Raw genomic sequence first — 13,987 nt, forward strand, 5'->3', positions numbered from 1 at the left:
CAGACGTACCGGCTTACGGGCGTTCGCCGCTTCACATCATTTCCGCAATCAGCCCGCCCAGCCTGGCCGCCGCCGCCTCCATCGCATCATCCCACGCCCAGGCGGTATTAAAGCGAAAGTAGTTGGCATACTGCTGTCCCGACGAGAACATGCTGCCCGGCGCAATACTGATGTTATGCGCCAGCGCGCGGTAATAGAGCTGAGTGGCGTTAACCTGGCGCGGCAGCTCAATCCACAGAAAATAGCCGCCGCGCGAGTCGTTGATTTTGGCGCCATGGGGCAGATGCCGCTTCAGCGCCTGACGCGCCAGGTTTTTACGCTGCTCCAGCACCTGGCGCAGCCGGCGCAGGTGGCTGTCATAGCTGCGCGTGCCGAGGTAGTTCGCCAGCGCCAGCTGCATCGGCGCGCTGGTAGCCAGCGTGCTCATCAACTGTAGCCGCTGAATGCGCTGCGCCTGCCTGCCCGCCGCCACCCAGCCCACCCGAAATCCCGCTACCAGGTTCTTTGAGAAAGAGGAACAGTGCAGCACGCTGCCCTGCCGATCGAACGCCTTCGCCGGCAGCGGCTTGTCGGCGCCGAAATAGATCTCGCTGTAGACGTCATCTTCGATCAGCGCCACCTGATGCTCCGCCAGCAGCTCGACCAGCGCCTTTTTCTTCTCGCGGCTCAGGGTAAATCCCACCGGGTTTTGCTGGTTGGTCATCAGCCAGCAGGCTTTTACCGGCCAGCGCTGTAGCGCCTGTTCCAGTTCGTTGAGATCCATACCATGCTGCGGATCGGTGGCAATCGCCACCGCCTTCAGCTTCAGCCGCTCAATCGCCTGCAGCGCGCCGTAGAACGTCGGGTTCTCAACAATAACCCAGTCGCCCGGCTCGGTTACCGCCTGCAAACTCAGGCTGAGCGCCTCCATCGCGCCGTTGGTAATAACAATCTCATCCGGCGCTACGGTAATGCCCTGTTGGGCATAGCGGCGCGCCAGCGTTTTACGCAGCGCCTCGTTGCCCGGCGGCAGATTATTGATCGCATCGCCCGGCGTCAGGCTGTGGGAAACTTGATTCAGGGCGCGCATTAGCTGCCGCTGCGGAAACAGTTCCGGATCGGGAAAAGCGGAGCCAAAAGGGATCATCAGCGGATCGCGGCAGGCCTGTAATACATCGAAGATAAAGGCGTTGATATCCACGCTTTCCGCCAGCTGCACCTTCTGGTGCGTTACCGGCTGGCTGAGGTATTCGGCGCGAGGCGCCACATAATAGCCCGACTGTGGGCGCGAGACGATAATCCCCTGACTTTCCAGCACCTGATAGGCGTGCATCACGGTCATCAGGCTCATGCCGCTCAGGCTAACCTGATCGCGCAGCGAGGGCAGCTTTTCGCCCGGCTGCCAGACTTCGGCATCAATTTGCGCCTGAATTCGCTCCACCAGCTGGAGATATTTCGCCATAGACGGTTACCGGCCCCTGAAAAAATGGTGACGGCCATTATAGTTGGTCTGCCGGGCAAGGGATATGGCCCGGCCAGAGTCCGCATAGCGGGTAAAAAGGCCCGTCTCGCCGGCCTTTGCCGGGCGGACGACAGGCATAGCGCCATCAGCGTTTGCCGGGTGGGCGATAAGCATAGCGCCGTCAGCGTTTGCCGGGCGGCTGGGCGTCAGCTCAGGCAACCGTCTGGCGCGCGTCGGTCGAAATAAACTCCTGCAGCTCATCAATACGCTCCGGCGGAATCGGCTTGCCCAGCAGGTAGCCCTGCAGGCTGTTACAGCCAAGGCTGGTAAGAAAGTTCTGCTGCTGCGGCGTCTCCACCCCTTCCGCCACCACCTTCAGATTGAGCGACTTCGCCAGCGCCACAATCGCCGAAACAATAGTGGCGTCGCCGCTGTTTTCGCTCAGCTCGTTAACAAAAGCGCGATCGATTTTCAGCTCGCTGGCGGGCAGGCGCTTCAGATAAAGCAGGCTGGAGTAGCCGGTGCCGAAATCATCGATGGAGGCGCGCACGCCAAGGGCGGTTAACGCCGTCAGGATGCGTACGCTCTCATCGGGATTGCGCATCGCCGTGGTTTCCGTGACTTCCAGCGTCAGCAGGCGCGGCGGTATCTGATGCTTCTCCAGCGCGGTTACCACCGTATCCACCAGGCTGCTCTGCTCAAACTGCAGCGCCGACAGGTTAACCGCCACCGACCAGTTTTCATGGCCCTGCTGATGCCAGCAGCGTAGCTGACGACACGCCTCATTAATCACCCAGTTGCCGACGTGAATAATCAGCCCGCTTTTTTCCGCCAGCGGCAGGAAAATGTCGGGCGGCAGCAAACCGCGCTGGGGATGCTGCCAGCGCAGCAGCGCCTCCAGACCGACGATTGGACCGCTCGGCGCGGTATACTTCGGCTGGTAAAACAGCCGTAGCTCAGCGCGCTCCAGCGCCAGCCAGAGATCGTTCACCAGCTGCAGCTGGCTCTGCGCGATGGTATTCATCGAGCGCTGGAAAAAGTTATAGCCGTTACGCCCGTTGTTTTTGGTGTGATACATCGCCGCATCGGCATTAAACATCAGTTCGCGCTCGTCGGCGCCGTCGCCGGGATAGACCGCAATGCCAATGCTGAGCGAAACCATTAGCTCATAACGTGAAATGGTGAAGGGTTGTTCAATCAGCCTGACCAGCGCATCGGCAATAGTGGCCGCGTCGTTGGGATCGTCAATCTCGGTAAGCAGCACAAATTCGTCGCCGCCCAGCCGCGCCAGCGTGTAGTGCCCGGTCATATTAGCGGTCATTCGCTCGGTCACCGCCACCAGCAGGCTATCGCCAATATGGTGGCCGAAAGCGTCATTAACCGCCTTAAAGCCGTCCAGATCCATAAACATCAACGCAAAACGCGAGTTTTCCCGCGTGGCTTTGCTGATCGCCTGATCGAGGCGATCCTCCAGCAGGATGCGGTTCGGCAGGCGCGTCAGATTATCATGCAGAGCCAGCTGCGCCAGTTCGCGGTTGGCCTCCGCCAGCGACGAGGCCAGCATGGAAGTACGCGCCTGTAAACGCGCGTCGAGCATTGATACCAGCAGAGTAATGCCGAGAATAGAGAGCGTGACCACCGCCACCAGAATCGCCAGCCAGTTGCTGTCCACGCCGTGCGCCATCGCATGGCCGGCAGCCGGAAAGCTGGCGGCGGCCATGCCGGTATAGTGCATACCGGCTATGGCGAAACCCATCACCACCGCCGCGCCCGCACGCAGCAGCGTCAATCTCCCTGGCCCCTGACGCAGCTGAAAAGCCAGCCACAGCGCGGTGCCCGACGCCAGCAGCGCGATCACGATCGACAGCGCGATCCAGCGCCAGTCCCAGACGATGCCCGGACTAAACATCAGCGCCGCCATGCCGGTGTAGTGCATCGCCACTACCCCGCTGCCCAGCACCAGCGCGCCGTAGCTCAGCCGCCGCCAGCGCAGCTCGTCAAAGCAGACGATCCAGAGCGCGAATATCGAGGCCGCGATAGCGATCAGCATCGACAGCAGCGTAAGCGTGCCGCTGTAGCTCATCATCATCGGCATATTCATGGCGAGCATGCCGATAAAATGCATCGCCCAGATGCCGATCCCCATCGCAAAGCCGCCGCCGCCCAGCCAGACAAGCGCGGCGTTTCCGGTGCTGGTAACGACGCGTCCGGCCATATCTAATGCGGTATAGGAGGCCAAAAAAGCCACGATAATGGATACAATCACCATAATCGTATCGTAGGAAGTTGCCAGCATAGAGATTCCTGCCAATAGGCGTCTGCATCAACGCGCTGAAATTAAAAGAATAAAAGTGCAAGGACGCGATGGCCTTTAACGGCTAAATTATCGGCAAGCCGGCGTCAATGCTTATCGCCGCCTTGATGAATAAAAACGATTAACGCGAGAAGAAAAATTGCTCGCTATAGCCGTTTTCCTCAGTAAGTCAGCACCGCACCGCCGGTAAAACATAAATTTTATTTTTACGTATCTGCCGTACTCTCCCGGCCGGCCTCCGCCCTCTGATGCTGAAAGATTTAAAAATTTATCTGCCCGCCACGCTCATTTCCCCCGGCAACAGTGCCAGCATAAACTACATGAACGCTGCTTTTTCGCCGTATGGGAAAGCGCCCGACATTGTCACCGATCTCAGCGGGTTGTTACAACTCCGATCGCTGTCGTTTATTCGCGCCTGGCTGAGATCAGCGTGACGCCTGGAACTGGCGATACAGACTAAAACTGCAGATAAATTTTTAACTTTGTATTTACCGCTTTGCTAACCGCTGTTATATAGTAAGAGAAGTTAATATAAATGTACTAAAACCAAATCTGCGCAGGCTGTGGATGCGCCTTTTTTTTACTTTTAGCTGTGCCTTTTTATTACTGCTTTTGAGTATTGCTCTTTACTGAACACCAGGTGATAACGCTTATACGCCATCGCTATCAGTAAGAAATATTTATGAAAACAAGGTCTTTGTTGGTTGCTGCCGGCTGCTTGCTTCCGCTGCTTGCCGCGCCCTCTTTCGCCGCCACCACCACCGGCACCATTAACGCCACCCTGACGTTAACTACCGGCTGTCTGGTTAACGGCCAGCCCGGCACTACGGGCGTTAACTTCGGTACGTTGAACTTCGGCAGCAGCGCCGCTACCTTCGATACCCTGAACGCCACGCTGGTAGGGGCGGCGGGCACCGGCATCTACGTACGCTGCACTACCGGTCAAACCTATAACGTTCAGGTCACCAGCAGTAACGCTGCGCCGGCCACCGTCTATGGCGAGGTGACCGGCCAGCCGCGCTATCTGCTGCTCGGCGCCGACAATACCCGCGGCATCGCCTACACCCTCTACAGCGATGCCGGCTTTACCAACGCCATCGCCAACAATACCAACCTGCCCGCGACCGGCACCGCCAACCCCACGCTGGGCGACAACTACCAGATTTTCGGGCGCATTACCGGCGGCGGTTTTAACGCCGCCATTCCTGCCGGCACCTATACCGACACTATTAGCGTTGCGGTGAACTACTAACGTCGCGCGCAGGGAAAGCCAGGTGCCGGAACAAAGGTTGCGCACGCTGGGGCGTTACGTCCCGCTGCTGCTGTTGATCGCTCACAACGCGCTGGCGCTGCCGACGCAAACCTTTCAGGTCAGCGCTGCGGTGGTGGCAGGCTGCGTGATCTCCGGCAGCAATACCGGCGTGTTCGGCTCGCTTAATTTCGGCACCCGCTCCGGCGTGGAAACGGCCAGCGTCGGGGCCAGCTTTGTGCAGAACAGCGCTATCACTATCGCCTGTACGCCAGGCACCACGCTGAACATGAGCATTAACGGCGGCAGCAACTACACCACCACGCGCAATCTGAAGCTGGCGAGCGGAAGCAACACGGTAGCCTACCGGCTGTTTACCAACGCCAGCTACAGCGCCGCCAGCGAAATTCCGGTCAGCCAGAACGTAGCGCTGAGTTACGGCAACGCCAATAACATTATTTTGCCGATTTACGGCCTTTTACAGCTCAGCGGCGCCCAGCGCGCCGGCGTCTATAACGATACGTTGACGGTGACGCTGGGCTGGTAATAGATAATAAGGACATCGGGTATGACTCGCCTTAGCACGCTTATTCTGGCGCTCTTCACGGCATTAACCTTCGCTGCTCATGCCGCCAACTCGGTAATGATCTGGCCCATCGATCCCAAAATCATCAGCGAGGATAAAGCCAGCGAGCTGTGGCTGGAGAATCGCGGCGGCGGCACCACGCTGATGCAGGTGCGCATTTTCGCCTGGCAGCAAATAGCGGGACGCGAACAGTATCAGACGCAGCAACAGGTGGTCGCCAGCCCGCCAGTGGTGCGCATTGAGCCTGGCCAGAAACAGCTGGTGCGGCTGATCAAGCAAAGCGCGCCCGCCGCCGGCCAGGAGGCCGCCTATCGCGTGGTGCTGGATGAGATCCCGACGCCGCAGCAGCCAGGCGAGAACCAGGCGGGGCTGCGTTTTCAGATGCGCTACTCGGTGCCGCTGTTTGTGTACGGCAGCGGGCTGACGGCGGATGTTCAGCCGCAGCTCAGCTGGCGCGCGGTCAGCGAAGGCGGTCAGCGCTGGCTGGAGATCGTCAACCACGGCGCGGTTCATGCGCGCCTCAGCAAGGCCACGCTGAACGGGCGCGAACTGAGCAGCGGACTGTTTGGCTACGTGCTGGCTAACAGCAGCCACCGCTGGCCGCTTAACGCCGCCGTCGCTTCCGGCGCGGTACTGGCGGCGGAGGTCAATGACCGCCCCTGGCGCAGCGCCAGCAGCGCGCGTTAAGCTATGCGCCCGCTTCCCAGCCCTGTGCTGCGCCGCTGCTCGCTGGCTGTTGTCGGACTGTGCGGCGGCCTGACGGTGCCGTTCAGCGCTGCCGAAACCTTCTCTTCACTGCCGCCGCCGCCCACGCTGACGGCGACGCAGGGCGAAAGCCAGCAGTATATGCTGGGGCTGACGGTTAACCAGCGTGAGAGCCAGCAGATTGTGCCGGTAACCTTGCGACACGGCCACTACTGGCTACACGCCGCCGATCTACAGCAGGCGGGGATTCCGGCGGATAAGCTCAGCGGCCCGGAGGTGGATGTTTCCGCCATGCCGCAGGTTGACGTACGCTATGACAGCCAGCGCCAGCGCATCATGCTGACCGTTCCCGGCGCCTGGCTGCCCGAACAAACCTTTGCCGGACGCGATAACAGGCCGCGCTATCCGGGACGCAGCAGCGCCGGCGCCCTGTTTAACTACGATCTCTATACCAGCCATAACAGCCAGGCGGGCAGCCGCCTCTCCGCCTGGAATGAGCTGCGGCTGTTCGGCGCTGCGGGACAGTTCTCCTCCAACGGCGTCTGGCAGGAACAGCTCAGCGGCAACAGCAGCGCGCTTAACGATGGCTATATCCGCTATGACAGCTGGTGGAGCTACGAAGATGAAGATCGCATCCTGAGCTGGCGCGTCGGCGATCTGGTGACCGATGCGCTGAGCTGGAGCAGCAGCGTGCGTCTGGGCGGCATTCAGCTGGCGCGCGATTTTAGCGTTCGCCCCGATATCGTTACCTGGCCGCTGCCCAGCTTCGCCGGACAGGCGGCGGTGCCCTCTACCGTCGATCTGTTCGTCAACGGCTACCGCACCAGCAGCAATCAGGTGCAGCCCGGCCCCTGGTCGATGACCAATATGCCGTTCGTTAACGGCGCGGGAAATGCGGTAGTGGTCACTACCGACGCGGTGGGCCGCCGCGTCACCACCGCCCTGCCGTTTTATGTCTCCAGCGATCTGCTGAAGCCTGGCCTGTCCGATTACGCCTTGTCCGCCGGGGCGCTGCGCAATAACTACGGTATTAAGAATTTCGATTACGGCAGCGGCGCCGCCAGCGCTTCCTGGCGCTACGGCGCTACCGACTGGCTGACGCTGGAAACCCATGCGGAAGGCGCCGATCGACTGGCGCTGGGCGGCGGCGGCGCGCAGGTTAAGCTGGGCGCATTCGGCGTGGTAAACGGCGCGCTGGCGCAAAGCCGGATGAAGAACAGCAGCGGCACGCAATACAGCTGGGGCTATCAGTACAATAACCGCTGGTTCAGCCTCGGCACCCAGCACGCCATCCGCAGCGCCGGCTTTGCCGATCTGGCGCTCTACAGCATTCGCAGCGGCGCGGTTAACGACATCAGCTGGTCGCTCAGCCGCCGCAGCGCCCAGTATAACGCCAGCCTCTCTCTGAACCGCTTCGGCAACCTGGGCGCGGCCTTTATCGATATCACCAGCGGCAGCGGCGATCGCACCCGACTCTGGAACCTCTCCTGGAGTAAAAATATCTGGGGCAACAGCAGCCTGTACGTCGCGGCAACGCGTGACGTGGGCAGCGACGCATGGAGCGGCGCGCTTTCGCTGATTATTCCCTTCGGCGAGCACGGCAGCGCCAGCCTCAATCTGGAGCGCGATGCACAGGGTCATGACGCGCAGCGCATCTACCTGTCGCGCGCGATGCCGAGCGACGGCGGCTTCGCCTGGGATGCCTCCTGGGCCAACCAGAGCAGCGGCGGCGACTACCGCCAGGGCAGCCTGCGCTGGCGCAATCAGAAAATCGATACCTCCGCCGGTTTTTACGGCGACAGCGATAACAGCACCGAGTGGGCGGATCTGACCGGCTCGCTGGTGCTGATGGATAACCGCTGGTTCGCCGCTAACGAGATCAATGACGCCTTTGTGTTGGTAAAAACCGGCTATCCGGGCGTTACCGTGCGCTATGAAAACCAGGCGATGGGACGAACCGATGGCGCGGGCTATCTGCTGGTGCCGCGCATCAGCTCCTACTATCCGGCGAAATATGATATCGACGCGCTCGATCTGCCGGCGGATATGACGGCGCCGCAGGTAGAGCAACGCTTTGCCGTGAAGCGCCAGAGCGGCTACCTGCTCAACTTCCCGATCGAGCCGCTGCGCGCCGCCAGCGTTATTCTGTACGATGCGCAGGGCAATCCGCTGCCGGTTTCCAGCCAGGTGACGCGCGCGGGCCAGCCGGCGCAATATGTCGGCTGGGACGGCATCGCCTGGCTGGACAACCTGGAGCGCGAAAATGAAATGCAGGTGCTGACGCCGGACGGGCGGCGCTGCACCGCGTATCTTTCCCTTGCGCAGGGACGGCCGGAGGCGCTGAAAGCATACGGCCCGATCGTCTGCGCGCTGCCGCCGGCGCCGCATGACGCGCCGGACAGCACTTCCGCTAACGCTACCGCAGGAATTTTGCCATGAAACTAACGCCGCTACTGTGTTTCGCTCTGCTGTCGGGAGGCTATAGCGGGATGCTGCAGGCGGCCTGCGCCCTGCCCGCCTCCAGCGCCAGCTTCGGCTCGGTGACCTCGTTTACCGTTAACGCCGCCGCCAGCACCAGCTCCACCACCGCTAACGTTAACTGCGGCTCCGGCAGTACCCTGGCGCTGCTGTCGAACAATAACATCACCTTACAGCTGGCCAGCGCCTCCGGCGTTGCCGGCAACCGCGGCGCGCTGACCCGCGCGGGCGATACCAGCGGCGACAGAATTCCGGTACAGCTTTGCACCACGGCCAACTGCGCCACGGAGATGACCATCGGCGCAACGCCGATAACCTATAGCTCCTCGCAGCTGTTAAATTTGATTGGCCTGCTCGGCGGGCTTAACTTTTCAGTTCCGCTGTATCTGCGCACGCTGCCGGGCCAGGTGGTCGCCGCCGGCAACTACAGTTTGACGCTTAATCTTGCCGTTACCTACCGCATCTGTACCGGCATCGCCGCGCTCGGCATCTGTCTGGCAGGCCAGGATCAGAACGGTTCCGGCACCATTCCCATTACCCTCAGCCTGACCATTACCAACGACTGCACCACCATTACCGCGCCCAATGTCAGCTTCGGCAGCGCGCCGCTGGTCAGCGGCTTTTCCAGCGTTTCGCAGTCAATCAATGTGGTGTGCACCAAGGGCAGCAGCTATACCGTCGGGTTGAGCAATGGCAGCCACGCCAGCGGCAGCGTGCGTAATATGGCGAACGGCGCCAGCCTGCTGAGCTATGAAATTTACAAGGGCAGCACCAGCAACCGCTGGGGGCCAGCGGGCAGCGAGCGACAGTCCAGCGCTAACGCGACCACGGTCAGCAGCGACGGCCTGACGCGTACTTTTCCCTATACGGCGCGCATCCTGACCACGCAAAACACGCCGCCGGCGGGAAACTATACCGACAGCGTAGTAGTGGATTTATCGTTTTAATTACAGCACGGCGGCCGCAACGGGATCGCGCCGCGTTTGATACTGCTTCAGCAGCCGCCTGATAATCAGCGTGCCGATTAATCCACAAACGGCGGCCAGCGTCAGCCAGATGCCGGGCATCGCCTTATCGCCGGTAGCATGGATCAGATAGCTGGAGATAGCGGGCGTAAAACCGCCAAACAGCGCGGTCGCCAGGCTATAGGCGAGCGAGAAGCCGCTGGCGCGCACTTCCGCCGGCATCACCTCCGCCAGATAGACCACCATTGCGCCGTTATAGCTGGCGTAGAGAAACGACAGCCATAGCTCCGCCTCCAGCAGATGAGCGAATGAAGGCGCGCCCACCAGCCAGTGCAGCACCGGCCACGCGGTAAGGATCATTAACAGGGTAAAGGTAATAAGCAGCGGACGACGCCCAAGCCGATCGGAAAGCGCGCCCATAATCGGCAGCCAGATGAGATTAGAAAGACCGATGCAGAGGGTGACGAGAAAGCTCTGCTTATCGCTCATCATCAGCACGGTTTTACCAAAGGTCGGCGTAAAGGCCGTAATCATGTAAAACATCACCGTGGTAGTCACTACCATCAGCATTCCCGCCAGCACCAGCGCCCAGTTACCGGCAACCGAACGCATAATGGCGCGCATCGAAGGGCGCTGTTTACGCTGGCTGAACGCCTCGGTCTCTTCCAGCATCCGCCGGATCCAGAACAGGAAAGGCACAATCAGGCAGCCGACCACAAACGGAATACGCCAGCCCCACTCCGTTACCTGCTGCGGCGCCAGCAGATGATTCAGCAGCAGGCCCAACAGCGCGGCGAAGATCACCGCAATCTGCTGGCTGCCGGACTGCCAGCTGACATAAAATCCCTTGCGCCCCTGCGGCGCCACCTCTGAAAGATAAACAGAAACGCCGCCCAGCTCTACGCCGGCGGAAAAGCCCTGTAGCAGACGCCCCAGCAGAATCAGCACCGGAGCGGCGGCGCCCAGCGTCGCGTAGCCGGGCACGCAGGCGATAGTCAGAGTGCCGATGGCCATCAGCCCCAGCGTCAGCAGCAGCCCCTTACGTCGCCCGTGGCGATCGATATAGGCGCCCAGCACGATCGCTCCCAGCGGGCGCATCAAAAAACCGGCGCCGAAGGTCATCAGCGTCAGCATCAATGAAGCAAAGGGATCGTCGCCGGGAAAGAAGGTTTTAGCGATAGCGCTGGCGTAATAGCCAAACACCATAAAATCATACATTTCGAGAAAATTACCGCTGGTTACGCTAAAGATAGTTTTGGCGCCGCTGCGGGAGGGTTTTTGTAAACAGGGAGAAGATGACATAGTGGCTTCCTTGTGTTTTTTTCCCTTATTATCCCGATCCTTCACGCCATAATGTGATTTACCTCACCATTCAACCTTACATACGCATCAATTTAGTAACCATTATTTAACAGAGTTAAAAGTAGGATATTTTTAACTGCCAAAGCGCGCTTTCGCGCATATCATTCACTTTTTCTTATCTTTAACTTTATTGCGCTGTGCATGTTTTTTTAATAGGTTACAGCTGTTTAAACCTTAATATTACTTACGGGGCGTAATATTCTCGCCGGGCAGGCCGGCCTGGAAGTGATTTTTACTTATCAATTAAGGGATGAAGCAACCGCGCCGGCCGGCTTACGCCGCGTGGCGCGGCTAACCGCCGGCCAGCGTCTGGCTAACAGGGCAAATACCGTGCGCGCAGGCATAAAAAAACCGCAGCGCAGGCTCCGGTTTTTACTGGTGCGAATAAAGGGTTTATTGCCGCACGGTTTCCATGCCCATCAAACCGATTTTAAGGTAGCCCGCTCCGCGTAGCGCATCCATCGCGCTCATCAGCGTTTCGTAGTCTACCGCTTTATCCGCCTGGAAGAAGATGGTGGTATCCTTTTTACCCGCCGTCTGCGCGTTCAGCACCTCGATCAGGTTCTCTCTGGAAACCGCCTCGTTGCCGATATACATCTGCTTATCTTCTTTAATCGAGAGATAAACCGGCTTTTCCGGGCGCGGCTGCGGCGCGCTGGTCGAGGCGGGCAGATCCACTCTGACATCCACCGTTGCCAACGGCGCGGCCACCATGAAGATAATTAACAGCACCAGCATAACGTCGATAAACGGCGTTACGTTGATTTCATGCATTTCACCGTTACTGTCCAGATCGTCATTTAACCGCATCGCCATAACGCTTAACCCACCCGCAGTTTATGGGCTGTCGCTACCGGCTGCGCGCTGCCGTTGCCGCGCGCCAGATCGAGATCGCGGCTTTGCAGCAGCAGGACCTGCGCGGCAACATCGCCCAGGCTGGCTTTATAACTGGCGATCATACGGGCGAAAACGTTATAGATCACTACCGCCGGAATCGCTGCTACCAGGCCGATGGCGGTCGCCAGCAGCGCTTCCGCAATGCCGGGCGCGACAACCGCCAGGTTGGTGGTTTGTGTTTTAGCGATGCCGATAAAGCTGTTCATGATGCCCCAGACCGTGCCAAACAGGCCGATAAAGGGCGCGACGGAACCGATGGTGGCGAGGAAGCCGTTACCGCGTCCGGCGTGGCGGCTGATGGCGGCAACGCGACGCTCCAGGCGGAAGCCGGTACGCTCTTTAATGCCTTCGTTATCTTCAACGCCGGCAGAAAGCTCCAGTTCGTTCTGCGCCTCCCGCACCAGCTGAGTGGTCATGCTGCGGGCATCAAAATTGTCGCTCATTTCAGCGGCCTGACGCAGCGAACGCGCCTCCGCCAGCGTCTGCTGCTCGCGCTTCAGGCGACGACGCGCGGAAGAAAGCTCGCTAAACTTGCCGAAGAAGATGGCCCAGGTGACGACGGACGCCAGAAGAAGACCAATCATTACCGCTTTTACCACGATGTCCGCATGTTCAAACATGCCCCAGATGGAAAGATCTGTCTGCATCAACTCACTGGTTACCACGCTATATCTCCAACCTTTAGGAAATTTATTAAAACAGGTTAGATCATACCAAAACAGAAGTGAATTGATAGTGGTTATCATTACTATTTACAAACATTTCATCTCTTACTTTTTTTGCCCGTTACCATGTGATCGCAATGTAAACGCATAGTTTTTAAACTGTGACGTTGCATATAAATTTATTAAAACATCGTTTTAATTATGTGATGCAATTCATTCAATTCACCCCTGCCAATTTTCCGCCTGCGCAATTTATCTATAGTGAATCAGCCCTGCTGGCGTCAGACCGCTACCCTTCCCTTCTTCCAGCCAGGCTTGGGGCTCCCTTTAAGCGCAGGAGAACAATGATGAGAGTAAAAAGTCTGTTGCTGGCGATGACGCTGGCATCCACCGCGCTGTTAGCCGCCGCCGCCTCGGCAAAGGTGCTGAAAGTGGCGGAGGTCCAGCCCGCCGGCTATCCCACCGTCGTTGCGCTTGAGCATATGGGCGAAAAGCTGAAGCAGGCCACCGACGGACGCCTGGAAATGCGCGTCTACGCGGGCGGCACGCTGGGCGATGAAGAGCAGACGCTGCAGCAGGTGCAGATCGGCGCGGTAGACATGATCCGCGTATCGCTGGCGCCGGTTTCCACTCTCGCCCCGGAAACCAGCGTGCTGACGCTGCCCTATATCTTCCGCGATGAAGCGCATATGCACAGCGTGCTGGATGGCGATATCGGTAAGGCGATTGTCAGTAAGTTTGATAACGATCCCCGCACCCGTATGGTGTTCCTCGGCTGGACCGATGCGGGCGTGCGCAACATGATCACCAAAAAACCGGTAACCAGGCCTGAAGATCTTAAGGGCATGAAGATCCGCGTGCAGAACAGCGCGATTTCCCTGGCAACGCTGAAGGCGATGGGCGCGAATCCGGTAGCGATGGGCGTCAGCGAGGTATTCAGCGCGATGCAAACCGGCGTGGTCGACGGCACCGAGAATAACCCGCCGACCTTCGTCGCCCATAACTATATGCCGGTAGCGAAGTATTACACCCTCACCGGCCACTTTATACAGCCGGAGATGATCCTGTTCTCGAAACGCTCCTGGGACAAGCTTTCCGCTGAAGATCGCGCGCTGCTGAGCAAGCTGGGCAAAGAGGCGCAGGAGGATGAGCGCAGGCTGTGGGCCGACTATAACCAGCAGTCGCTGGAGAAAATGAAGGCGGGCGGCGTGGTTTTCCAGCAGATCGATCGCGACTATTTCGTCAAGGCGACCCAGCCGGTGCGCGATCAATATGGCAAGAACTATCAGGACCTGATGCAGCAAATCGCTGCGGTGAAATAACTT

Annotated in this window: 12 protein-coding genes; 7 read left to right on the top strand and 5 right to left on the bottom strand. The window is 59.2% G+C overall.

Annotated elements, in window-relative coordinates; genetic code table 11:
* Positions 1–31: 31 nt before the first annotated feature.
* Together FKM52_RS18840 and FKM52_RS18845 are read right to left on the bottom strand one after the other, a co-directional pair.
* Positions 32–1,441 carry an aminotransferase-like domain-containing protein gene (locus tag FKM52_RS18840; protein ID WP_141177701.1) on the bottom strand — a complete coding sequence of 470 codons (1,410 nt, stop codon included), beginning with the start codon at positions 1,439–1,441 and terminating at the stop codon, positions 32–34.
* 211 nt (positions 1,442–1,652) lie between these two features.
* Positions 1,653–3,737: a putative bifunctional diguanylate cyclase/phosphodiesterase gene (locus tag FKM52_RS18845; protein ID WP_141177702.1), complete on the bottom strand. Its 2,085-nt coding sequence runs from the start codon at positions 3,735–3,737 to the stop codon at positions 1,653–1,655.
* A 266-nt stretch (positions 3,738–4,003) separates the two neighbouring features.
* Between FKM52_RS18845 and FKM52_RS18850 the strand changes: the two genes are divergently transcribed.
* The 6 genes from FKM52_RS18850 (at position 4,004) to FKM52_RS18875 (ending at position 9,720) form a co-directional block, all read left to right on the top strand.
* A complete protein-coding gene (locus tag FKM52_RS18850; RefSeq protein ID WP_141177703.1) occupies positions 4,004–4,189 on the top strand; it encodes a hypothetical protein in 186 nt (61 codons plus the stop codon).
* 248 nt (positions 4,190–4,437) lie between these two features.
* The gene (locus FKM52_RS18855; RefSeq protein WP_141177704.1) at positions 4,438–5,007 is read left to right on the top strand and encodes a Csu type fimbrial protein; all 570 of its coding nucleotides are present in this window, start codon (positions 4,438–4,440) and stop codon (positions 5,005–5,007) included.
* Between the two features lie 37 nt (positions 5,008–5,044).
* The gene (locus tag FKM52_RS18860) at positions 5,045–5,551 is read left to right on the top strand and encodes a Csu type fimbrial protein (RefSeq protein WP_377092329.1); all 507 of its coding nucleotides are present in this window, start codon (positions 5,045–5,047) and stop codon (positions 5,549–5,551) included.
* A 21-nt stretch (positions 5,552–5,572) separates the two neighbouring features.
* Positions 5,573–6,277 (top strand): fimbrial biogenesis chaperone, encoded by a 705-nt coding sequence (locus FKM52_RS18865; protein WP_141177705.1) that lies wholly within the window; start codon positions 5,573–5,575, stop codon positions 6,275–6,277.
* Positions 6,278–6,280: 3 nt separating this feature from the next.
* Positions 6,281–8,734, top strand: a complete 2,454-nt coding sequence (locus tag FKM52_RS18870; RefSeq protein ID WP_141177706.1) for a fimbria/pilus outer membrane usher protein — start codon at positions 6,281–6,283, stop codon at positions 8,732–8,734.
* Entirely contained in the window at positions 8,731–9,720 is a 990-nt protein-coding gene (locus FKM52_RS18875; protein WP_141177707.1) for a Csu type fimbrial protein, read from the top strand. Before FKM52_RS18870 ends, FKM52_RS18875 begins: the two co-directional genes overlap by 4 nt.
* Here the strand turns inward: FKM52_RS18875 and tcuC are convergent, their stop codons facing one another.
* The 3 genes from tcuC to exbB form a co-directional block, all read right to left on the bottom strand.
* A complete protein-coding gene (gene tcuC / locus FKM52_RS18880) occupies positions 9,721–11,040 on the bottom strand; it encodes an MFS transporter (protein WP_141177708.1) in 1,320 nt (439 codons plus the stop codon).
* Positions 11,041–11,493: 453 nt separating this feature from the next.
* Positions 11,494–11,916 carry a TonB system transport protein ExbD gene (exbD, locus tag FKM52_RS18885; RefSeq protein ID WP_141177709.1) on the bottom strand — a complete coding sequence of 141 codons (423 nt, stop codon included), beginning with the start codon at positions 11,914–11,916 and terminating at the stop codon, positions 11,494–11,496.
* Between the two features lie 5 nt (positions 11,917–11,921).
* Positions 11,922–12,644, bottom strand: a complete 723-nt coding sequence (gene exbB / locus FKM52_RS18890) for a tol-pal system-associated acyl-CoA thioesterase (protein WP_141177760.1) — start codon at positions 12,642–12,644, stop codon at positions 11,922–11,924.
* A gap of 365 nt (positions 12,645–13,009) precedes the next feature.
* Here exbB and FKM52_RS18895 point away from each other — a divergent pair, with 365 nt between their 5' ends.
* Complete coding sequence (locus tag FKM52_RS18895) at positions 13,010–13,984, top strand: TRAP transporter substrate-binding protein (RefSeq protein ID WP_141177761.1); 975 nt, start codon at positions 13,010–13,012, stop codon at positions 13,982–13,984.
* Positions 13,985–13,987 lie beyond the last annotated feature (3 nt).

Origin of the sequence: Mixta tenebrionis, assembly GCF_006517625.1 — a bacterium.
Classification (GTDB): domain Bacteria; phylum Pseudomonadota; class Gammaproteobacteria; order Enterobacterales; family Enterobacteriaceae; genus Mixta; species Mixta tenebrionis.